At 42.4% G+C, this 22247-nt stretch carries 19 protein-coding genes; 16 read left to right on the forward strand and 3 right to left on the reverse strand.

Annotated elements, in window-relative coordinates; translation table 11 throughout:
• Positions 1-258 precede the first annotated feature (258 nt).
• The 10 genes from fabL (at position 259) to nikC (ending at position 10501) form a co-directional block, all read left to right on the forward strand.
• Positions 259-1008 carry an enoyl-[acyl-carrier-protein] reductase FabL gene (gene fabL, locus MKY20_RS27205; protein WP_341004429.1) on the forward strand — a complete coding sequence of 250 codons (750 nt, stop codon included), beginning with the start codon at positions 259-261 and terminating at the stop codon, positions 1006-1008.
• A gap of 86 nt (positions 1009-1094) precedes the next feature.
• The gene (locus tag MKY20_RS27210; protein WP_009335838.1) at positions 1095-1286 is read left to right on the forward strand and encodes a gamma-type small acid-soluble spore protein; all 192 of its coding nucleotides are present in this window, start codon (positions 1095-1097) and stop codon (positions 1284-1286) included.
• Between the two features lie 209 nt (positions 1287-1495).
• Positions 1496-1747 (forward strand): YgaB family protein, encoded by a 252-nt coding sequence (locus MKY20_RS27215; protein WP_009335839.1) that lies wholly within the window; start codon positions 1496-1498, stop codon positions 1745-1747.
• A gap of 291 nt (positions 1748-2038) precedes the next feature.
• Complete coding sequence (ntdP, locus tag MKY20_RS27220; RefSeq protein WP_009335840.1) at positions 2039-2569, forward strand: nucleoside tri-diphosphate phosphatase; 531 nt, start codon at positions 2039-2041, stop codon at positions 2567-2569.
• Positions 2570-2744: 175 nt separating this feature from the next.
• Positions 2745-4493 carry an ABC transporter ATP-binding protein gene (locus tag MKY20_RS27225; RefSeq protein ID WP_009335841.1) on the forward strand — a complete coding sequence of 583 codons (1749 nt, stop codon included), beginning with the start codon at positions 2745-2747 and terminating at the stop codon, positions 4491-4493.
• Between the two features lie 320 nt (positions 4494-4813).
• Complete coding sequence (locus MKY20_RS27230) at positions 4814-5830, forward strand: ABC transporter ATP-binding protein (RefSeq protein ID WP_009335842.1); 1017 nt, start codon at positions 4814-4816, stop codon at positions 5828-5830.
• Positions 5805-6773, forward strand: a complete 969-nt coding sequence (locus tag MKY20_RS27235; RefSeq protein WP_009335843.1) for an ABC transporter ATP-binding protein — start codon at positions 5805-5807, stop codon at positions 6771-6773. Before MKY20_RS27230 ends, MKY20_RS27235 begins: the two co-directional genes overlap by 26 nt.
• 78 nt (positions 6774-6851) lie before the next feature.
• Positions 6852-8462 carry an ABC transporter substrate-binding protein gene (locus MKY20_RS27240; protein ID WP_341004430.1) on the forward strand — a complete coding sequence of 537 codons (1611 nt, stop codon included), beginning with the start codon at positions 6852-6854 and terminating at the stop codon, positions 8460-8462.
• 119 nt (positions 8463-8581) lie between these two features.
• Positions 8582-9586, forward strand: coding sequence for an ABC transporter permease (locus tag MKY20_RS27245; protein ID WP_009335845.1), 1005 nt, complete (start codon positions 8582-8584; stop codon positions 9584-9586).
• Positions 9587-9640: 54 nt separating this feature from the next.
• The gene (nikC, locus tag MKY20_RS27250) at positions 9641-10501 is read left to right on the forward strand and encodes a nickel transporter permease (RefSeq protein ID WP_050807843.1); all 861 of its coding nucleotides are present in this window, start codon (positions 9641-9643) and stop codon (positions 10499-10501) included.
• A gap of 59 nt (positions 10502-10560) precedes the next feature.
• Here nikC and MKY20_RS27255 read toward each other — a convergent pair whose 3' ends face one another.
• The gene (locus MKY20_RS27255; protein WP_009335847.1) at positions 10561-11640 is read right to left on the reverse strand and encodes an FUSC family protein; all 1080 of its coding nucleotides are present in this window, start codon (positions 11638-11640) and stop codon (positions 10561-10563) included.
• A 218-nt stretch (positions 11641-11858) separates the two neighbouring features.
• Here MKY20_RS27255 and MKY20_RS27260 point away from each other — a divergent pair, with 218 nt between their 5' ends.
• Positions 11859-12035: a hypothetical protein gene (locus MKY20_RS27260; protein WP_009335848.1), complete on the forward strand. Its 177-nt coding sequence runs from the start codon at positions 11859-11861 to the stop codon at positions 12033-12035.
• Between the two features lie 119 nt (positions 12036-12154).
• On the opposite strand, the gene MKY20_RS27265 is transcribed toward MKY20_RS27260, so the two are convergent.
• The gene (locus MKY20_RS27265) at positions 12155-16627 is read right to left on the reverse strand and encodes a glutamate synthase-related protein (RefSeq protein WP_341004431.1); all 4473 of its coding nucleotides are present in this window, start codon (positions 16625-16627) and stop codon (positions 12155-12157) included.
• 414 nt (positions 16628-17041) lie between these two features.
• On the reverse strand, positions 17042-18334 hold the full coding sequence (locus MKY20_RS27270; RefSeq protein ID WP_284951415.1) for a glutamate-1-semialdehyde 2,1-aminomutase: 1293 nt from the start codon (positions 18332-18334) through the stop codon (positions 17042-17044).
• 193 nt (positions 18335-18527) lie between these two features.
• On the opposite strand from MKY20_RS27270, the gene MKY20_RS27275 reads away from it, so the two are divergent.
• The 5 genes from MKY20_RS27275 (at position 18528) to bcp (ending at position 22246) form a co-directional block, all read left to right on the forward strand.
• Positions 18528-19535: an ABC transporter ATP-binding protein gene (locus MKY20_RS27275; protein WP_009335851.1), complete on the forward strand. Its 1008-nt coding sequence runs from the start codon at positions 18528-18530 to the stop codon at positions 19533-19535.
• 33 nt (positions 19536-19568) lie between these two features.
• A complete protein-coding gene (locus MKY20_RS27280) occupies positions 19569-20360 on the forward strand; it encodes an ABC transporter permease (protein ID WP_341004432.1) in 792 nt (263 codons plus the stop codon).
• 3 nt (positions 20361-20363) lie between these two features.
• On the forward strand, positions 20364-21149 hold the full coding sequence (locus MKY20_RS27285; RefSeq protein ID WP_009335853.1) for an ABC transporter permease: 786 nt from the start codon (positions 20364-20366) through the stop codon (positions 21147-21149).
• Positions 21150-21288: 139 nt separating this feature from the next.
• On the forward strand, positions 21289-21702 hold the full coding sequence (locus tag MKY20_RS27290; protein WP_009335854.1) for a potassium channel family protein: 414 nt from the start codon (positions 21289-21291) through the stop codon (positions 21700-21702).
• A 73-nt stretch (positions 21703-21775) separates the two neighbouring features.
• Positions 21776-22246 (forward strand): thioredoxin-dependent thiol peroxidase, encoded by a 471-nt coding sequence (bcp, locus tag MKY20_RS27295; RefSeq protein WP_019383514.1) that lies wholly within the window; start codon positions 21776-21778, stop codon positions 22244-22246.
• Position 22247: the final 1 nt, after the last annotated feature.

The raw sequence follows: 22247 nt of genomic DNA on the forward strand, positions 1-22247 counted from the left end.
TGGATTACAAATAGTGTTTTAATTCGAATTGCCATATATACATGGAAAAAGCTAAAATGAAATCGGTAAGGGGTTTTATTTAGGCTGTTTTTTAAAATTTTGGTGCTGTTAAATTCAAACAAAGTTTAACATGCAGAGTTGGTTAGAGCGGAGGACACTTGCACCAAACTAGAGAGAACAGCTTATTTTTAAAATTCCCGTTATAACAATCCCTAAACAGTTTGGAACAGGAATACATAACAGAAAGGAAACTGAATCATGACACAAAAAGTAGCACTGATAACAGGAAGCAGCAGAGGAATTGGAAAGGCAACGGCCATCAGGCTTGCCAAAGAAGGCTATGACATTGTCATCAATTACGCACGCAGCAAATCGGCTGCAAATGAAACAGCAGCCGAAATTGAGGCACTGGGAAGAAAAGTCCTGGTTGTAAAAGCAAACGTAGGTGACGTAGAAAAAATTAAAGGGCTTTACCAGGAGATTGAGCGTGAATTTGGAAGGCTGGATGTGTTTGTAAACAATGCAGCATCCGGTGTACTGCGCCCGGCAATGGAACTGGAAGAATCCCATTGGGACTGGACAATGAATATAAACAGCAAAGCTCTGCTTTTCTGCGGACAGGAAGCTGCAAAGCTGATGGAGAAAAATGGCGGCGGAAAAATAGTAAGCATCAGCTCCCTGGGATCGATCCGCTACCTGGAAAACTATACGACTGTGGGGGTTTCAAAAGCCGCATTAGAAGCATTGACACGCTACTTGGCTATTGAACTGGCTCCCAAAAATATCGTCGTAAACGCTGTTTCAGGCGGTGCAGTTGATACTGAAGCTTTAAAACATTTCCCTAACCGTGCAGAGCTTCTCGAAGAAGCAAAGACCAAAACTCCTGCAGGGCGTATGGTGGAAATTGAAGATATGGTTAATACAGTAATGTTTTTGATAAGTGAGGATTCCAGCATGATCCGCGGCCAAACGATTATTGTGGATGGAGGCATTTCACTGCTTGTTTAATGAGAAAATGGATATCTTTGGTATTTAAAAAAGTTGGATAGTTTCCTCCGCTCTCGGTTAAATTAATGAGCGTGGAGGTGATTATAATGGCTAAACAACCAAACCAAACTCAAGCTGGAACTAACGTTCAAGAAGTGAGACAACAAAACGCACAATCTGCTGGACAAGGCCAATTCGGAACTGAATTTGCCAGCGAAACAAACGCTGCTGAAGTAAGACAGCAAAACCAGCAAGCTGAAGCTCGTAAAGGTCAAAATGCCGGCAAACAAAGCCGCTAATAACATTTAAAGAAAGAAACCGCCTTTTAAATGGAAAGGGCGGTTTCTTCTTTTTTGTGCGGATTAGAATTAAAGTCCCCAGTCAATTTTTTATCTCTGGTCATCACTTCGACAAAACTTCCATAAAGTCAACATAACTAGTCAAAGGGTTAAAAAAAGGTGCATCGAAATATAAAGATAGGAAAAATAATGGGGACGGTGAAACAAACATGGAGAACTTTAACAGTTTAGTTTCAGAACAGATGAAAACGATGGAAAAGCTTCTTTATCTTCAAAGTGAATTGGAACGCTGCCAAGAGATTGAAGAAGAATTGAAGGCAATTCAGCAGGAAACGGAGCTTGAAAGTGTACAGTATGAGATTGCAAGGATGAAAGAAGAACTGAAAGAAATTCATCGTATATTTGAGGAACAGACCGAAGAGGTCATCCGCTCCTATCAGGAAGTAAATGTAACTGTTTAAAAATAACTTTCCTTCCCTAAATCCATCTGTTCTTCTATACCTATAAAATCAGCTATATATCCTTTTTTTAAAGCCGTTGATACATTTCAATGGCTCTTTGTTTTAAAAATTTCCTTTTACCGTTATAATAGTAGAAAACAGGAATCGTACTTTGTTGCCTTTTTCTTTTGGATAGTATTGAGTCATGCTGTGCAGTAAACGCCGGCATGAAGGGGAGGACGCCTATTAAATGGCGCCAAAAAAAGTATTTTCAGGTTGCAAAGCTTCCGGAATGGAAAGTAGGGGAAAAAAATGGCGGTACCCATCGAAGGCGAACCAATGCAAATACACAGCTATAAACATAATGGGCATATCCACCGCGTCTGGGAGGAAACAACCGTATTAAAAGGGACACAAAATTTAGTGATTGGCGGAAATGACCGGACAATCGTAACAGAATCTGACGGAAGAACATGGGTGACAAGAGAGCCAGCCATTTGTTATTTCCATTCACAGCACTGGTTTAATGTGATTGGAATGATTCGGGAAGATGGTGTTTATTATTACTGCAATATCAGTTCACCATTTATTTTTGACGGAGAAGCGTTAAAGTATATTGATTATGATCTTGATATTAAAGTGTATCCGGATATGACATTCAATCTGCTTGACGAAGATGAGTATGAACGGCACCGTCAGGAGATGAATTATCCCGATGTAATTGACAGCATCCTTAAATCGAATGTTGACAATCTCATCCATTGGATCCGTCAGAGAAAAGGACCTTTTGCACCCGACTTTATTGATATATGGTATGAACGTTATCTTACTTACAGACGCTAAAAAATGGCTGAATGCCGAAAAAACGCCTGTTGGACCTTGAGTCAGCAGGTTTTTATTTTTGTCCAGATCTGCATGATTACCAGGTTTAGGGGTAAGTTTAAAAAAATAATTGGAAATATCGGCTGATAGTCCAATATAAAAAAGCTGCATGATGAAGAGAGGGGGAGCGATCCGGTTGGACAGTATAAAGAGATATTTGAAATTCGTAAAGCCGTATCGGCTTCAGATTATCGGAACCATTATAATAGGCATCATTAAATTTGCCATTCCACTTTTGATTCCGCTTCTGATTAAGTATGTAATTGATGATATTATTGGCAATGAGGCATTAAGCCAAAGCGATAAGACCAGCACACTTTTAATGGTTATGGCTGTAATGATTGCTTTATTTGTCATCGCCCGTCCGCCAATTGAGTATTACCGCCAATACTTTGCCCAATGGGTGGCAAGCAAAATTCTATATGATATCCGGGATAAGCTTTTTACCCACATTCAAAAGCTAAGCTTCCGGTTCTATGCAAATACAAGAACAGGGGAAGTCATCTCCAGGGTCATAAATGATGTTGAGCAAACCAAAACATTCGTAGTAACCGGTTTAATGAATTTATGGCTTGATGTGGCAACTATTTTAATAGCAGTTGTCATTATGCTGAATATGGATGTTACGTTGACGATTGTGTCTCTGCTTTTATTTCCATTTTATGCTTTTTCAGTCAAATACTTTTTTGGGAACCTCAGAAAGCTGACAAGGGCCCGTTCTCAGGCTCTTGCAGAAGTACAGGGCTATCTGCATGAACGTGTTCAGGGGATGGCAGTTGTTAAAAGCTTTGCAATTGAAGATTATGAGCAAACCCAATTTGATGCGCAAAATAAAAATTTCCTGACAAAAGCGATCGACCATACGAAGTGGAACGCAAAGGCATTTGCAGTTGTTAACACCATTACAGATATTTCACCGCTTTTAGTAATTGGCTATTCAGGATACCAGGTTATCCAGGGGGAAATTTCTCTCGGTGTCATGATGGCGTTTGTCGCTTATATAGATAGATTGTACGGCCCGCTGAGACGGCTTGTTAACTCATCAACAACCTTAACTCAATCGATAGCATCCATGGATCGAGTATTCGAATTAATTGATGAGAAATATGATATAGACGATTCTTCTGATGCAATCCAATGCCGGAATGTTAAAGGGCATATCCAATTTGAAGAAGTAAGCTTTTCTTACAATGAGAATGAGCCTCCAGTATTAAAGAAAATAAATCTTGATGTATCAGCAGGGGAGACAATTGCCCTTGTTGGGATGAGCGGAGGAGGGAAATCCTCATTAGTAGGGCTGATTCCGCGTTTTTATGATGTCAACGAAGGCAGAATCCTGCTTGATGGCACTGATATCCGTTCATTTAAGGTAAGGAGCCTTCGCGATAAAATTGGCATGGTGCTTCAGGATAATATTTTGTTCAGCGAATCGGTTAAAACAAACATTCTTCTCGGCAAACCCGATGCCAACGAGGATGAAGTAATTGAAGCTGCCAAGGCTGCCAATGCCCACGAATTTATTATGAATTTGCCTGAAGGTTATGATACCAAGGTAGGCGAGCGCGGTGTGAAGCTCTCGGGAGGGCAAAAGCAGCGGATCGCCATTGCGAGAATTTTTTTGAAAAACCCGCCGATCCTTGTGCTGGATGAAGCCACTTCAGCCCTTGATTTAGAGAGTGAACATCTGATACAGGAAGCATTAGAAAAATTGGCTAAAGACCGCACGACTTTTATCGTGGCTCATCGCCTTTCCACCATCACTCATGCGGATAGAATTATCCTGATAGAGCATGGTGAAATTTCTGAAGCTGGAAGCCATGAGGAATTAATGAAAAAACAAGGTAATTATTATAAGCTTTTTCAAGTTCAGCAGCTTGAAAATTAGGTTTAAAAGCCGGCTCTATTACAGGGCCGGCTTTATTGTGCGCTTTTTTATAGCAATGCGTTAAATTACTATAGTGTTAAAACAGCTGCCGGCAAATAACGGTCATTAATCTCCATCTTTTTCATAAATATTAGTAGGATATTACTTACAAAATCATGTCCAAAAATATATAATGTTTACTATATTTAAATAATTTAGAAAAATGAGTAGACTTAACCAATCTTTTTTTATAGAATGAAAAAAAGATAGTGACCTAAGGTCCAATATTGTTAAAAATGTCCCATTTCATAGAAAAGGACGTTCAAGAAAGGAGTATCCGTGTGACTCAAGCTCCAGTTTTAGATGTAAAGCAGCTGAGGACTTCCTTTTTTTCTTCAGATGGAGAAGTTCCCGCCGTGGACGATATCAGCTTCTCGGTTAACAAGGGTGAAATTCTTGGAATTGTAGGTGAATCGGGCTGTGGAAAGAGTGTTACATCACTCTCCATTATGAAGCTGATTCCACAGCCCCCGGGAAAAATTACGGGCGGCGAAATCCTCTTGGATGGAGAAGATCTTGTTAATGCATCAGAAAAAAGAATGCGTGAATTAAGAGGCAATGAAGTGGCTATGATTTTCCAGGAGCCGATGACTTCATTAAATCCTTTATTTACAATTGGAGATCAGCTGGTAGAAGGAATCAAATTACATAAAAAATTAAAAAAGAAAGCCGCGAGCCAGCAGGCAGTTGAAATGCTGAAGCTTGTTGGACTGCCAAGGGCAGAGCAGATTATGAAGGAATACCCCCATCAGCTCTCAGGGGGAATGAGGCAAAGGGTAATGATTGCCATGGCTTTGTCCTGCCATCCGCGCCTTTTGATCGCGGATGAGCCGACGACCGCTTTAGACGTTACAATCCAGGCCCAGATTCTATCTTTAATGAAGGATCTAAATGAAAAACTGGATACAGCTATTATTATGATCACACATGATTTAGGGGTAGTAGCTGAAGTCTGTGAACGGGTAATTGTTATGTATGCAGGGAAAATAGTGGAAGAGGCTCCGGTAGAAGAGATATTCAAAAACCCAAAGCACCCTTATACCCAGGGACTACTTCAATCAGTGCCTGATGTAAGAGAAAAGAAGGAGCGTCTATATTCCATACCGGGAAATGTCCCAAAACCGGGCTCCATCAAGACTGGATGCCGTTTTGCAGCGCGCTGTGAATTTGTCCATGACCGCTGCATGACGGAAAGTCCTCCGCTTTACAATGTCGAAAAAGCAGAACAGCATACGGTGCGCTGTTTCCTGCATGAGTCTGGGGGTGTCATTAATGACCGAAGTGCTGTTGGAAGTTAATCAGTTAAAAAAGTATTTTCCAGTATCCGGCGGTCTGTTTGGAAGAAAACAAGGCGATGTGAAAGCGGTTGACGATATCAGCTTCTTCGTCAATAAAGGTGAAACGCTTGGATTGGTCGGTGAATCAGGATGCGGCAAATCAACCACGGGCAGAATGCTGATGCGCCTGATAGAACCAACAGAGGGAAAAGTAGTTTTTGAAGGCAAGGATCTGACTGCCCTCAACTCGGCGGAAATGCGCAAAATGAGAAAGGAAATGCAGATGGTATTCCAGGATCCTTTTGCTTCCTTAAATCCGCGCCATACAGTTGAGCAGATTTTGGAGGAGCCTCTCATTGTCCACGGAATCGGCAATAAGGAAGAGCGTAAACGGAGGGTAAGGGAGATGCTTGAGGTTGTCGGCCTCAGCAGCTACCATGCCAAGCGCTATCCGCATCAATTCAGCGGCGGCCAAAGACAGAGGATTGGAATTGCAAGAGCATTGATGACCAAGCCTAAGCTGATCATTGCAGATGAGCCTGTTTCAGCTCTCGATGTATCCATTCAATCACAGGTGCTCAACCTGCTGGAAGATCTGCAAAAGGAATTCCAGCTGACGTATATATTCATTGCCCATGATCTCGGGGTTGTTAAACATATCAGTGATAGAGTTGGTGTTATGTATCTTGGAAGATTAGTAGAGATCACAACATCTGACCAGCTCTACGATAAACCGCTGCACCCGTATACAAAGGCTTTGCTTGGTGCAGTTCCCATCCCTGATCCGACTTTAAAGAAAGACAGGGAGCTATTGACTGGGGACATTCCAAGTCCGCAGAATCCGCCAACAGGATGTGCATTCCATACAAGATGCAAAGAATGCATGGAGATCTGCAAAACAGAGAGGCCGCAGCTGAAGGAAATAGAACCAGGTCACTTTGCAGCCTGCCATCTTTATAGCTGAGCTATAAAAAGGGCAGAACTGCATGGATGATAAATAGGTTAATAGCCGATACCGGCAAAAGAAAAAAGGGGGAAAACAATGAAAAAGCGCAATGGCATTTGGTTTCTTGTTGCAGCTTTGCTTCTGTCACTGGCTCTTGCCGGCTGCAGCAGCAACTCAAGCAGCGGAACGAAAGACGAAAAGGATAAAGAGAAAGGTACAGATACAGAAGAAACGTCTTCAGGCGGCACATTAGTATTTGGCCGAGGCGGTGACTCTACTTCGCTTGATCCCGCTATCACAACAGAAGGTGAGTCATTTAAAGTTACAAAAAACATCTATGAAACTCTGATTGAATTTAGTGAGCAGGATACAGAAATTCAGCCTGGCCTTGCTACTGAATGGGAAGCAAGTGAAGACGGGCTAAAGCATACATTAAAGCTTCGTGAAGGCGTAAAGTTCCACGATGGAACTGATTTTAATGCCGAAGCGGTTGTCTTTAACTTTGAAAGATGGAAAGCTGGAAACGCTGAACAGTTCTATTACTATAACTCTCAGTTCGGAGACAAGATCTCTGAAGTAAAAGCTGTAGATGATTACACAGTTGAATTTACTTTAAATAAGCCAATTGCACCATTCTTAAAGAACCTTGCAATGTCACCATTTGGAATTGCCAGCCCGGCTGCTATTGAAAAGCACGGTGAAAAGTTCCTTCACAACCCGGTTGGGACAGGACCATTTGTATTTAAGGAATACAAAGCAAACGATCGCATTACTCTTGTGAAAAATGAAGAATACTGGCAGGAAGGTCTTCCAAAGCTTGATGAGGTTATCTTCCGTGTTATTCCAGAAAACTCTGCGCGTCTAAATGCATTGGCTACAGGTGAAGTAGACTTAATCGATGGTGTTAACTTCAGTGATGTTGGCCAAATCGAAGGAAACCCGGACCTTCAAACTTTTGAACGTCCATCATTAAACGTAGCTTACCTTGGATTGACAAGCACCCGCGGACCATTAAAAGATAAGAAAGTCCGCCAGGCATTGAACTATGCTGTTGATAAGCAAGCGCTAATTGATGCTTTCTATGCTGGTGCAGCTGAGCCTGCGAAAAACCCAATGCCTTCAGTTGTAGCTGGCTATAACGATGATGTTGTAGATTATGAATACGATCCTGAAAAGGCTAAAGAACTTTTAAAAGAAGCAGGATATGAAAATGGATTTGAAATGGAACTATGGGCAATGCCGGTTCCTAGACCATATATGCCGGATGGACAAAAAGTGGCTGAAGCACTTCAAGCCAACTTTGATGCAATCGGTGTTAAAGCAAAAATCGTTACTTATGAGTGGGGTACTTACCTGGATAAAGCCAAGAATGGTGAAGCTGATACATTCCTATTAGGATGGACTGGCGACAATGGGGATGCTGATAACTTCCTATATGTGCTTCTTGACCAGGACAGCATCGGCTCCAACAACTACACTTACTATGAAAACCCTGAGGTGCATGAATTGCTTGTAAAGGCTCAGGCTAGTGCGGATCAGGCAGAGCGTGAAGAGCTTTACAAACAGGCTCAGGTTCTGATCAAAGAAGATGCTCCATGGATTCCGCTTGTCCACTCAAGGCCAATCCTTGCGGGCAAGGCTGATATCACAGGCTTCAAGCCGCATCCAACAGGTTCTGATTTACTGGCAACTGTAGAATTAAAATAAGATGCTTTTCAAGTGAGATAGGTATACTTCTTATATTCAAGGAAAAGGGAGTACAGTTCTGTAGCTCCCTTTTCTATTCCAACAAATTTTAGACAACCTTCAAGAGAGGTGAAATGGCAATGCTGTCCTATACACTTAAACGTTTGTTTTCCCTTATTCCAGTTTTGCTGGGGCTTTCCCTTATCGTCTTTTTTATGATTCGGGCAATTCCTGGTAATCCGGCACAGATTATCTTGGGACAATTGGCAACAAAAGAAGCAGTAGAGGAATTAACGAAGCAGCTGGGGCTTGATCAGCCTTGGTACCTTCAATATTTTACATACCTTGGCGGGCTCTTCACGGGGGACCTTGGAGAATCACTCCGTACGAAAACAGAAATTAGCCAGGAAATTTGGCCGTATCTGGCTGCAACAATTGAACTTACATTCGTTGCCATGTTAATTGCTGTTTTTATCGGTGTGAATGCCGGAATCATCAGTGCATGGTATCAGAATTCCTGGTTTGATTATGTGGCAATGGTGCTTGCACTTATTGGTGTTTCCATGCCAATCTTCTGGCTTGGTTTAATGGAGCAGTGGGCATTTGCCATTAAGCTGGACTGGCTTCCTACCTCAGGAAGGGAAGAAGTAAGAAATCCGATTACGGCCATTACGAACATATATATGATTGATACCCTCCTGCAGGGAAGAATGGATCAATTCTGGGATGTTATCAGACACTTGATTCTGCCGGCATTTGCCCTGGCGACAATTCCAATGGCGATCATTGCGAGAATTACACGTTCTACGATGCTTGAAGTAATGAGATCTGATTTTGTCAGGACGGCGAGGGCAAAAGGCTTAAGAATGTTCTGGGTCGTTTATAAGCACTCGTTAAAGAATGCCATCATTCCAGTTCTTACAATTATCGGTCTTCAAATGGGACTATTGCTTGGAGGAGCGATTTTAACAGAGACGATTTTCAGCTGGCCGGGTATCGGACGTTATATTTATGAGGCTATCAATTATCGCGACTATCCTGTTATCCAGTCAGGCATACTTGTCATTGCATTTATCTTTGTCATGATCAATCTAATTGTGGACTTGCTGTATGCAGCAATCGATCCGCGCATTAAATATAATTAAGGAGGGGGAACGGACTTGGAACTTTCAACACAAAAAGACCTTCAGCCGCCTATTATGCCAGCTGAAGAAAAAGCAGTTTCCCCCTGGGTGGAAGCATGGAGGAGCTTTAGAAAAAATAAACTGGCTTTAATTGGCACCATTATTGTATTATTTTTTATTCTTCTGGCTGTATTTGCACCGCTTATTGCGCCGCAGGGAATTAATGAGCAAATGCTGTCAAAAAGGCTTCAGGCACCATCAGGCGAGCATTGGTTTGGAACGGATGACTTCGGCAGGGATATCTTCTCAAGAGTTGTTTATGGGGCAAGGATCTCCTTATGGGTAGGGTTTCTGGCCGTAATCGGATCTATTGTAGTTGGCTGCCTTTTAGGTGTAGTAGCAGGGTATTATGGCAAATGGGTTGATACAATTATCTCCCGCATTTTCGATATCATGCTGGCTTTCCCAAGCATCTTGCTGGCCATTGCGATTGTGGCAGTGCTTGGCCCATCATTGAGAAATGCCCTGATTGCCATTGCGGTAATCAATATTCCTAACTTTGGCAGACTTATTCGTTCAAGGGTGCTGAGTGTAAAACAGGAAGAATATATAATGGCCGCAAAAGCGATCGGAATGAGCAACAGCCGGATTCTCTTCAGGCATGTGCTCCCAAATAGCATGGCTCCGATTATTGTACAGGGAACACTTGCCATCGCAACAGCAATCATTGAATGTGCTGCCCTTGGATTTCTTGGCCTTGGTGCAGAGGCGCCAAATCCTGAATGGGGAAAAATGCTTTCTGATGCTAAGGCATATCTAATACAGGCTCCATGGACGATGATTTTCCCCGGGCTTGCGATTATGCTTACGGTTCTAGGTTTTAACTTAATGGGTGATGGATTAAGGGATGCACTTGACCCAAGAATGAAGAACTAACAAAAAAAGCAGCTGAAATCAGCTGCTTTTTCCTATGATTGTTAGTTTATATCCCCCGGCTATTCGGAGTTCTCCGGTATTGAAACCTCATTTTCCTCTTTATGATATGCCTGAAAACTGGAAATAAGCTTATCAAGGTGTTCCACATGTTCATCATAATCAACAATAGCTGATACAACTTGCATGATATGAGGGAGAATGGACTCTTCATCATGCTCATACTCTTTATGCTGAGCCAGGAAAAGGTTCACCAGTTCCTTTCTGCTCAGGCTGAAGTCGCCTTCCTCAAAAACTACATTCGGCCGGACTTTTCCAATAAATTTAAGCATGACGTGTTCATGATAATGGATAAGGATATCAAGCTGCTGCTGAACTGCATGCTGAAATTCTTCTGGCATTTGCAGCAGATCATTTTCATAGCGGTGAAGCTTTTTTAACGTTTCCAGTGAGCGTTTAACAGTCGAGATCATTTGCCTATATATAACGAGTTTTCTGGATTTAACCTGATCATTGCGTTTAAAATAATTTCTTTCCTCTTTATACATTAAGTACAGCTGATCAAGCTTCACATTGCTTTCTTTCATTTTATCAATATCGTTTTTGAGCAGTTTGTGTTCAGACGCATGCCGTATATTTAGCCTGATCCATTTGGTAATTTCCTCCGTGCTATTGGATATTTTAAAGTAAAGTTTATTTTCGTATTTAGGAGGAAGAAATACAAGGTTAACGATAAAAGCCGATAATACACCAAGCATAATGGTTGAAAAACGAATAAGTGCAAACTGCAAAAAGGTATCGCCAGGTGTTTCCATAATGGCAATCAGGGTTACAAGTGACAGTCCAATCGTGTTTTCGATTTTAAGCTTTAGATTAATCGTGATAACAATAATAGCTGCCAGACCTATAATGAAGACATCGTTGCCGAATAATAGCACGAAAATCACGGCAATTACTGCACCGATCGCATTACCCTGGATCTGTTCAACAATAGATAGATAAGATCTGTAAATAGTCGGCTGAACAGCAAAAATAGCTGCAATTCCTGCAAAGATTGGAGCAGGCAGATGAAAGAGTTCCGATAATAAAAGAGCTAGAATGATTGCGATTCCCGTCTTAAGTATGCGGGCGCCAAGTTTCATACAATAAATGTCCTTTCTTTCTTTAAGATTTTTTATCTTGTGGTTCATTAAAAAGCAAGTTGAATTAAACCGTAATTACAGTAATTATACATACTTTAAACGGTTTTGCTCATTATTAAACAATATTGTACTATACAGGGATATGGAAAGAAGTTCAAGGGGCATTTTCATGAAATTTTTATTAAAAGTTGTAAAAAAGATAAAGGTGCCTAAACGATGTGAAAAGTTTAAGAGAACGGAGAATAGTGCGGCTGGCGAAGCACGGAAACAGTGATGGAAATCATGTGGTGGAATATTGCCGCTGGGGGAGCACTGAAACAGCGGAACTCAAGGAGCGTAATAGTGCCGCTTGGCGAAGTGGGGAAGTAGCGAAAGGAACTCAAGGAGCGGAATAGTGCGCTGGACGAAGCACAGAAGCAGTGAAAGAAACTGGGAGTTGTGCCAAAACAGAATAAAAAAGCCAAACTAAGACTAAAAGCCCCATCCGCTGAAACGGATGGGGCTTGGTTGGTCATCACTCTGTGGAAACAGAAGGATCTGCCTGTTCTTTGACCGGAATGACTTGAACGAAGTGGTCTTCCGGATGATTAAGAAGGGAAGCAAGCTTTGAGGCTTCTTCTTCCTGGCCTTGATCGTTCAACAGTGCAACGTATTGGCCAAGCAGGTCTTTTACATCTTCCTTTCCTTTATCGGAAAGAGGAGTAACAGAGACTTTTGCTCCCTTGGCAATTCTGCGCTGGATGGCTTCTTTTGTTAAGCCCATTTCCGGCTGGTGTCTTAGGTAAACAACACCGCCTGTCATTCCTGCGCAGATCCATGGACCAGCATCACCCAGAACCAGGCCTCGGCCATTAGTCATATACTCAAAGGCAAACCCTTTAATATTTGCATTTGAACCGATATTGCCGTATTCCTTTTCAGGCAGCGGCTTTTGCAGCTGGCCGCCGATAATCATGTCTGCTCCAGATAATCTGATTCCGGCACGGGCGTCAGCATTTCCTTGTGCCACAAGCAAACCTTGCTGAGCGCCATAACCAAAGCCTTTACCAACAGAGCCATTATAAAACTTGCCATTCTTGCCTTTTGCTTTAAAGATTTTAATTTGTCCGCCGAAAGAAGTTTTTCCGATGCCATCCTGTGCTCCTCCAGCAACCTCGATGTTGATGCCGAAACTGTTGTAAGCTCCAAGGCCATTGCCCGGGATGGATCCGCCTTTGTATTTCAAATCAACTTGCGGAAGAGTTTTATAAGAACCGTCGAGTCTGTCTCTTACACGGTGGCAGGATACTCGGCTTCCCAGTACTCGCTGCTCGGAAGTGATGCTATGGAACTCACGTGACTGATGTAATTCTTCCACACTTGCATCCAGATACTCTGCTCCAACAGCCACCTGCAGCTGGGCTTCCTTTAGTGCTTCAGGTGTTTCCTGGACTGAGAATTGGCCGATTTCAAGTGTTTTCAGAAGGTGAGTCAGATCAAGCTGATCCTGGCCCTTAATCTGTACAAGCAGGTCAGAACGTCCAACTGCATCCTGCAGGTTTTTTACACCAATTGAAGCTGCCAGTGCTTTCAGTTCGTTGCCAAAAGCAGTAAACAGGTTCATGATGCCTTGGACAGCAAGGTCGAATTGACGAGGAACAAACCTTCTTAAACCATGTTCCTTCGCCTGTGCTTCTGAATCAATTTGTGTTGCAATACCAACATGGCAAGTATCAAGATGGCAGCCGCGGCATGTTGTACAGCCGATAGCAAGCATGGAAAGTGTACCAAAGCCTACACGGTTAGCACCTAGCAGCATAACCTTCAATACGTCTGCTGCACTCTTGATTCCGCCATCAGCCCAAAGCTCCACATTATCGCGGATTCCTGCCTCCAGAAGGGCATTGTGGGCTGCCTTAACACCAATTTCAACCGGAAGGCCTACATGCTGCAAGGCATGAATTCTTGCTGCCCCTGTACCTCCGTCAAAACCGCTCAGTGTGATTATATCGGCACCAGCTTTTGCAATCCCGACTGCAATGGTTCCAATATTCGGCACAACTGGCACCTTTACCGCAACTTTAGCTTTGTCATTGGCTGTTTTAAGCTCGTGAATCATCTGTGCCAAATCTTCAATCGAGTAGATGTCATGATTGTTGGAAGGTGAAATCAAATCCGATCCAATTGTTGCATTACGTGCCTCGGCAATTTTTGCAGTTACCTTGGATCCAGGAAGGTGACCTCCTTCACCAGGCTTTGCACCCTGCCCTATTTTTATTTCCAGCAGGTTGGATGAATTAAGGAGCTCGGCATTAACACCGAAGCGTCCTGATGCCACTTGTTGTCCGCGGGTTCTCGGATATTTTCCAAGCATATCCTTGATTTCTCCGCCTTCGCCATTCAGGCTGACCATGTTCAAGCGGTCAGCACCTTCAGCATAGGCTCTGAAGGCTGTTTCATTCTGAGATCCAAATGACATGGAGGAAATGACAAATGGCAGGTCATGCTCGCCCACATGCAGGCTGATATCCTCAGGATTTAAATGAGAAGCAGTTTCCTTAAATCCGGTTAAATGACGGATTGTTGTTGGATTCTGGTCTTCCTGTTCTGTGATTTTTTCCTTATATGCATTGTAGTCACCAGTTGAGGCAACTTCGCCGATCGCTTTCCAGATTCGGGGGAAAAGGCTGAATGTTTTTCCGATCCGTTCTTTTTCATTCTGGTAATCTTCTGCTCTTGCAAATGCATCTTCCTTTAAAGCGCTAAAGCTAAATGAAAGCTCCTTAGATCCGAAGAAATTCACTATATTCAGGTATTCGGCTAATTCTTCGTGAAGACCAATGGCAGAGAATAAACGTCCATAGCCTCTTAATTCATGAATGCCGATTGTTGAAATGACTTTTTCCAGTCCTTTAGTCAGAGCTGAATATAAATTCTTCAGCGGTGTTTCAGATTCGCCAAGAACTGTCATAAACATATAGTAAGGACTTATAATATCAGCGCCTAAACCGAATGCTGTGATGATATCATGAAGCGATCTGATTGAAGCTGAGCGCAGCAATAGGGAACATTCACGGCGCACAGCCTCTTTTACAAGAGCTTGATCGATCGCAGAGAGCGCAAGGTGCGGATCAATCCAGTAAGCGTCCTCCTGATGAGCATTGGCGTCGTCTAGTACAAGCAGGGTTTTGCCATTTTTGACAGCATCAACTGCTTCTGCAGATAAACGGTCTAAAGCTTCTTTTACCGTTTCATCTTTCGTAAATGTGGTAGACAAATAAGATATCAGCTTTTGTTCCTGATAGAAGCAGGTTACCTGATCGTAGCTCGGCTGATTAAGTTCAACGGAACATTCAAAGCCTGCTTTGCCTTCTATTAAAATAGGAGTCTGCAATTCAATTACGGCCCCTGGCTCCTGTTTTTCAAATAAAGAAGGACGCTGGCCGATAATCGTGCGGGTTGAGAAATGCTCAGTTTCCCGGTCACGGTCAATGGCAGGGTTTGTAACGACAGCAACACTTTCCTTAATAAAATCTGCGATGTTTTTCCGCTGAGGATTTAGTGCTGCTAAAGGGGAGTCGTGTCCAAGAGAACGAATTGGCTCCGCTCCTTTTTCTGCCATTTGCTCTACCAGCTGGACATGGTCTCTCTCCCAGCCGAAAGCTTTATACTGCCCGTTATGAATCTTATCCGGATAGTTTACAGAGACGGTTTTCTCCAGTTTAGGAGATTGCAGGCGAATCCGGAAGTTATCAGTGTTCACACGCTTTGAAAATCTGTCAAAAACTTCAGCCTGATAATGGCTGTGTTCGTATACTGCAAGTGTATCTCCGTCCCATTTTAAACCAACCTTTTCACCCGGTGAAAGCGGCTTAGGTTCATTTACATATTCACTGGATGGGATGATACCAGGCTCAGAAGAGAACAGATAAGAACTTTCAGTTTCCAGCATCCAAAGCGGGCGGAGACCCAGCGCATCGACACTGAAAACAGCTTCATCGGCAAAACGGGAAATAATTCCTGCTGGACCTTGAGCAAAATGTCCCCATGCTTCACGGATATAGGCGTACATATCCTGAAGGTGATCAGGGTATGATTTGATTTCATTCACGATAGGCGGGAACATAACATCCATTGCTTCAAACAGGGTAAATCCATCCCTGCAGATAAATGTTTCAAGTGTTCTGCTCAAATCCTGAGAATCACTGCCGTCTTTTACAAGTGGAACGCCAACCATTTTGGCTTCATCCCTAAGCTTGGCAATCGTGTTGATTTCTCCGTTATGTCCTAACACACTAAAAGGCTGCACGCGGAAAAAGCTTGATAATGTGTTAGTGGAATAGCGATTGTGCCCAAGCGTCATTGTTGAAGCAACAAGCGGGCTTGCTAAATCATGATAGTATTTAGGCAGAATGTCTCCCGCTCCCATTACTTTGTATACAGCATGATGCTGGCTAAGGGAAGCGACATGAACATGTTCGTCTTCTTCAAAGTCAACAATCAATTCAAAGAGCTTCTTGGAAAGCTCTCCGCCAGTCTCCTCTGCTAAACAGGCAAACTGCCAGAATACAGGATTCTCCTGAATGGCAATGGGACCTAAAGCTGAGGACTCGGTTACTTCATCAGATGCATAAATAACCATTAGATTTGCGTCAGCAAGCTTTTGCAGCAAAATGGCTTTAAGTGATTCAGTATCCTGCTTTCTGGACATGAACACATGTCCAACGACAAATCCTTCCTTTTCTGCTGCTTTAGGATCAGCTCCTGCTTGTTTTAACTTTTCTTTCCATAGCTCTCTTGGGATATCAATATGAATCCCTACGCCGTCGCCTTCTCCATTTATAAAACCGGCACGGTGATTCATCGTAACGAGTGCATTGATACAGCTGAAAATATTCTCGCGGGTTGGGACTTTCTTTTTCTCCATTGCAGAAACAATGCCGCACGCATCGTGCTCCTGGCGGTGAAACTCTTTAAAAAGTGAAGGACTCCATTGCTGTAATGTCATAAAATTCGGCTGAAAATAAGGCTGTGCCTTAAAGCCGTTCACCTCCTGAAAAATAGTAATCTATAAAAATTTAGTGTTTACGGGTTTTAAATGAGGCTGCTGCAAAGTTAATCTTGTTTTGAAAGGATAAATGCATAGGCATTTATTAAATGAATTGTTCGATTATTCGGGACAGTCTAATAATATATTAAACTCTTTATGCCAGCGTAATCCGCTCTTACACAAAAGATTTCTCCCATCATATCATATGAATTTTCAGAAATCAATTATTTATACAAAAAGTTGGATATGATTAGAAGGGGGACATTAGTTTGTGTATAAAAAATCGCCTTGTTTGTAAACGTTTTCATTACTGAAGTTAAAGAAAACGGAAGCATTTCTGCTCCCGTTAATGTATAAAAATATGAATATTTATTAGCCTTTTAATTGCTGAAATGCGTTTTGAACCGCATGAATTGTTGCGTGGATATCTTCCTCGGTATGCGCAATTGTCATAAACCATGCTTCATATTTTGATGGAGCCAGGTTTATTCCCTGATTGAGCATCAGCTTGAAGAATTTTGCAAACATTTCTCCATCTGTATTTTCCGCCTGTTCATAATTCACAACTTTTTCTTCCGTAAAGTAGATTGTCAGGGCGCCTTTTAATCGGTTAATTGTTATGGGAATGTTATGTTCTTCAGCAGCTGCACTAATGCCTTTTTCAAGCAATTCGCCAAGCCGGTCCAGATATTCATAGACACCAGGCTGTTTCAATACTTCGAGACATGCAATTCCTGACAGAATCGAAGCTGGATTACCAGCCATTGTACCTGCTTGATATGCAGGACCTAACGGAGCTACTGTTTCCATGATTTCCTTCTTCCCGCCATACGCACCGATTGGAAGGCCGCCGCCTATGATTTTCCCCATAGCTGTCAAGTCTGGTTTTACCCCTAGCAGGTCTTGGGCACCGCCATACATAAACCGGAATGCTGTGATGACTTCATCATAAATGACTAGTGCCCCGGCTGCATGTGTTAATTCATTAACCTGTTCCAAAAAACCTGGTTTGGGTTCAACAATTCCAAAGTTGCCGACAATCGGTTCCACCAGGACGGCAGCGATTTGGTCGCCCCATTTTTCCAGCGCTTCCTTATATGGTTCGATTTCATTGAAAGGAACTGTGATCACTTCCTGGGCAATGCTCTTTGGAACCCCGGCAGAGTCAGGAGTTCCAAGTGTTGACGGCCCTGACCCTGCAGCAACCAGTACAAGATCGGAATGGCCGTGATAGCAGCCTGCAAACTTAATGATTTTGTCCCTGCCCGTATAGGCTCTTGCAACACGGATCGTGGTCATGACCGCTTCAGTTCCTGAGTTCACAAAGCGGACTTTATCCAAATTAGGCATTGCTTCCTTTAGCATTTCTGCGAATTTCACTTCATGTGGTGTAGGAGTTCCATATAATACTCCGCGCTCAGCTGCTGTTTTTATTGCTTCTGTAATATGGGGGTGGGCATGCCCGGTAATGATGGGACCGTATGCAGCCAGATAATCAATATATTGATTTCCGTCCACATCCCAGAAATAAGCGCCCTGTGCACGTTCCATTGCAACCGGCGAGCCGCCTCCAACTGCTTTATAGGAGCGGGAAGGACTGTTCACCCCGCCGACAATATGTTCTAAAGCCTGTTTATGCAGCCGTTCAGAATTAGTAAATTGCATGTTAATCCTCCTGATAAAATCCAATTATACGTTCATCATTATTTTAACATGTTTGGAAGGGGCTTCGTCCAATCTAAGGGGAAGGCGGACTATTCTGTATTTTAGAAAGCGGAAATGGAGCAATCTAGTTGTGAAGAATGCGCTGTTTGTCTAAACTATTTCATTAGGGCATTAATTGGCAGGAGGAGTAATGATGAATGATGCAATAACAGTACGCAACTTAAAGAAGGAGTTTAAAGCATATTCAAGCCGCTCAGGATTAAAAGGTGCTTTCCGTGATTTGCTTACAAGGAATTATAAGATTGTGCCAGCGGTTAACAATATCAGTTTTAATGTAAAGCAAGGGGAGATGGTTGGGTATATTGGTGAAAATGGGGCGGGGAAATCAACCACCATAAAAATGCTGACAGGGATTCTAACCCCAACCAGCGGTGAAGTGATTGTGAATGGAATGAACCCTCATAAAGACCGTGAAAAATTCGTCAGCACGATTGGAGTTGTCTTCGGCCAGAGATCTCAGCTTTGGTGGGATATTGCTGTACAGGAATCCTTCAGGCTGCTCAAGAAGGTGTACAAGGTTACTGATGAGCAATACGACAGCCATATGGCGCATGTTATCAAAACCTTAGATATTGAACCTCTGCTCGATAAACCGGTCCGGAAGCTCTCACTCGGGCAGAGAATGAGGTGTGAGCTGGCAGCAGCACTCATCCATAATCCTCCGCTGCTGTTTTTAGACGAGCCCACTATTGGGCTAGATGTGCTTGTAAAATTGAAAATCAGGGAGTTCTTAAAGGAAATAAATGAAAAATATAATACAACTATTCTCCTGACCACTCATGATCTTTCGGATATTGAGGCGTTATGCGAACGAGTTGTTATGTTAGATGACGGTAAAATCATTTATGATGGAGCATTAAAAAGCCTGAAGGAAAAATGGGGAGAAGGGAAGGAAATAGAATTTCAATTTCTTGAAGAAGTGGGCCTTGCTGATTTAAACAAGATTACGGCATCATCTGAAGTAAAATGGGAAAAGGATGAGAAAGAAGCGATCTTTACCGCCTTTGTGGAGGATAATGATGAACTGATTTCCCTGCTTATCGCTAAAGTCGTGGCGGATTTGAAAGTGAAAGACATCAATATTAAAGAAACTTCAACAGAGGAAATAATTAGAAATATTTATGACCGGGGGATCTCTTAATGAAAGGATTTATTTATAACCGGGGGTGTTCCTGTGGATAAATATATAGAAATGATTCGGATCCGCTTTTTGATGATGCTTGCCTACCGGACGAATTACTATACAGGCATTCTGATATACAGTATTAATATTGGCGCTTACTATTTCCTGTGGAGCGCCATTTATGAAGAAAAAGATGCGATTGAGGGAATGTCTGTGATCCAGATGTCGACATATGTGGCTGTAGCGTGGATGGCAAGGGCATTTTACTTTAATAATATAGACAGGGAAATGGCTGCTGAGATTAAAGAAGGAAAAGTAGCGGTGGAACTGATCCGCCCATATAATTATTTGGGCATGAAAACGATGCAGGGATTGGGTGAAGGGATATTCCGTCTCTTCTTTTTCTCGGTTCCGGGAATGGCAATTGTCTCGTTCATTTTTCCGCTCCAATTTTCTGCGGATTGGACTACCTGGATTTTCTTTGCGGTATCGATTTTATTAAGTTTTCTTATAAATACGCAAATTAATTTATTGACAGGTATTACCACTTTCTTCTTATTTAATAATACTGGGCTTATCCGGGCGAAAAGAGTTGTGATTGATCTCTTTTCCGGTCTTCTGATTCCTATCAGCTTTTTTCCGGTCTGGGCACAGGATATATTAAGATTTCTGCCCTTTCAGGGTATTAGCTATGTGCCGAGCATGATCTTTACAAATAGCTTTTCAAATAACGAAGCTATACAAGCTATCATTATGCAGGGGATCTGGGTTCTTATTCTGATAATGCCAATTCAGGTTCTGTGGATCATAGCGAAAAAACAGCTCATTATTCAAGGAGGGTGACAGATGTTTTATATAGCCATTTTCTTTCAATATGTCGCCCAATATATGAAAACAAGAATGCAGTACCGTGCAGATTTATTTGTAGAGATCCTTTCAGATCTATTATTTCAGGCAGTCAATTTAATTTTTATCTTAGTCGTCTTTGGCCATACAACTCTCCTTGGGGGCTGGACAAGGGATGAAATTATCTTTATTTACGGATTTTTCCTTGTGCCCTATGCACTGTTTTCATCATTCTTTAATATTTGGGATTTTAATGAGAGATATATTGTAAAAGGAGAACTCGATAGGATTTTGACCCGGCCGATCCATAGTCTGTTCCAAATCGTTTTAGAACGGATGGAACTTGAATCTCTTTTTGGGGCTGTTACTGGAATTGCGGTTATGATTTACGCCGGAAACAGTCTTGGTTTAGAGATATCCTGGACAGATCCATTCTTATTCTTCTTATTTGTGATAGGTGGAATGCTTGTGTACGGTGGCATCTTTGTCATGATTGCCTGCATCAGCTTTTGGGCGGATGCCAGAACATCAATCATGCCGATGATGTACAACATCGGGAATTATGGCAGGTATCCGGTTGATATTTATAATAGTGTCATACGCTTCGTCCTAACCTGGGTGCTTCCGTTTGCCTTTGTTGGTGTATATCCAGCTTCATACTTTTTGGGGAAAGAGGAATGGTTTTTGTATTCCTTTTTAACGCCTGTAATCGGTATAGTATTCTTTAGCATTTCGATTCTGGCTTGGAATTCAGGTGTTAAGCGCTATCGCGGTGCGGGCAATTAAAGACGGGTTAAATCCCTGGCTTTTTTTATGGGAGGAAATTCTGAGTATAAGCAGAAAGACGTTTCAGAGACAGGCTGTCATACAGGACTGGCCATAAGCGTATAAATGAATTGATAAGCATTTCGAAATGAGGTGCAGTATGGCATTTTATTTATCGCTGATTTTAATCGTGCTGTGTATGATCATGAGTCTGCAGACTCTTTTCTCATCCGCCAAGATAAAGGGAAGATGGGTTTCTGTGGAGAATTTCCTTTATCTGATAAGTTTGTATGCAACGATTATGATTGGGTTTGGCCTTATATATATATGGCTTGATTTACATGGGCTGGTGGTTTTAATGGACGGCACTGACTATATGGAAACTGGTTTCCTCGAGAGACTGGAGACGGGTTTCTATTTTAGTGCGGTAACACTTTTTTCAGTTGGGTATGGAGATATCAGTCCTGTTGGTATAGGCAGGCTTATTGCCGTACTGGAAGCGTTAATCGGTTATGTGATCCCGGCAGCATTTGTTGCCAGGGTAGTATTTGATGCAGGTGACCGGGTTTCATAATGCTATCAGTTGTTTTTGACCACAAAGTTGGATAGGCTTAGAGTAAGAAACCTATTCAACAGGAGGAATTAAAATGGCAATTGAAATCGGTAAAGCAGCTCCGGATTTTGAGCTTGAGGCCAGTAATGGTGAAAAGGTAAAGTTATCAGATTACCTCGGGAAAAATATTGTTCTTTATTTTTACCCGAAAGACATGACGCCTGGCTGCACAACCCAGGCATGTGATTTCAGGGACAATCATGATAATTTTGCAGATGTGAATGCTGTCGTTTTAGGAATAAGCCCCGATCCGCTCAGCAGGCATGAGAAGTTTATTGAAAAGCATGGATTGCCTTTCCTGCTGCTTGCGGATGAGGAACATAAAGCGGCAGATGCCTATGATGTCTGGAAACTGAAAAAGAACTTCGGGAAAGAATACATGGGAATTGAACGTTCCACTTTTATTATTGACAAGGAAGGCAAACTGGTTAAAGAGTGGCGCAAGGTTAAGGTAAAAGGGCATGTCGAGGAGACACTGGAATATATAAAGGAGAATTTGTCCTAGC

The sequence above is a fragment of the Cytobacillus sp. FSL W8-0315 genome, from assembly GCF_038002905.1.
Taxonomy (GTDB): Bacteria; Bacillota; Bacilli; order Bacillales; family Cytobacillaceae; genus Cytobacillus; species Cytobacillus pseudoceanisediminis.

Bases quoted from the DNA above. Each gene is read 5' to 3' on its own strand.
- fabL (WP_341004429.1), top strand. From the start codon at position 259: ATGACACAAAAAGTAGCACTGATAACAGGAAGCAGCAGAGGAATTGGA.
- MKY20_RS27210 (WP_009335838.1), top strand. From the start codon at position 1,095: ATGGCTAAACAACCAAACCAAACTCAAGCTGGAACTAACGTTCAAGAA.
- MKY20_RS27215 (WP_009335839.1), top strand. From the start codon at position 1,496: ATGGAGAACTTTAACAGTTTAGTTTCAGAACAGATGAAAACGATGGAA.
- ntdP (WP_009335840.1), top strand. From the start codon at position 2,039: ATGGCGGTACCCATCGAAGGCGAACCAATGCAAATACACAGCTATAAA.
- MKY20_RS27235 (WP_009335843.1), top strand. From the start codon at position 5,805: ATGACCGAAGTGCTGTTGGAAGTTAATCAGTTAAAAAAGTATTTTCCA.
- MKY20_RS27240 (WP_341004430.1), top strand. From the start codon at position 6,852: ATGAAAAAGCGCAATGGCATTTGGTTTCTTGTTGCAGCTTTGCTTCTG.
- MKY20_RS27245 (WP_009335845.1), top strand. From the start codon at position 8,582: ATGCTGTCCTATACACTTAAACGTTTGTTTTCCCTTATTCCAGTTTTG.
- nikC (WP_050807843.1), top strand. From the start codon at position 9,641: ATGCCAGCTGAAGAAAAAGCAGTTTCCCCCTGGGTGGAAGCATGGAGG.
- MKY20_RS27255 (WP_009335847.1), bottom strand. From the start codon at position 11,640: ATGAAACTTGGCGCCCGCATACTTAAGACGGGAATCGCAATCATTCTA.
- MKY20_RS27265 (WP_341004431.1), bottom strand. From the start codon at position 16,627: ATGACATTACAGCAATGGAGTCCTTCACTTTTTAAAGAGTTTCACCGC.
- MKY20_RS27270 (WP_284951415.1), bottom strand. From the start codon at position 18,334: ATGCAATTTACTAATTCTGAACGGCTGCATAAACAGGCTTTAGAACAT.
- MKY20_RS27275 (WP_009335851.1), top strand. From the start codon at position 18,528: ATGAATGATGCAATAACAGTACGCAACTTAAAGAAGGAGTTTAAAGCA.
- MKY20_RS27285 (WP_009335853.1), top strand. From the start codon at position 20,364: ATGTTTTATATAGCCATTTTCTTTCAATATGTCGCCCAATATATGAAA.
- MKY20_RS27290 (WP_009335854.1), top strand. From the start codon at position 21,289: ATGGCATTTTATTTATCGCTGATTTTAATCGTGCTGTGTATGATCATG.
- bcp (WP_019383514.1), top strand. From the start codon at position 21,776: ATGGCAATTGAAATCGGTAAAGCAGCTCCGGATTTTGAGCTTGAGGCC.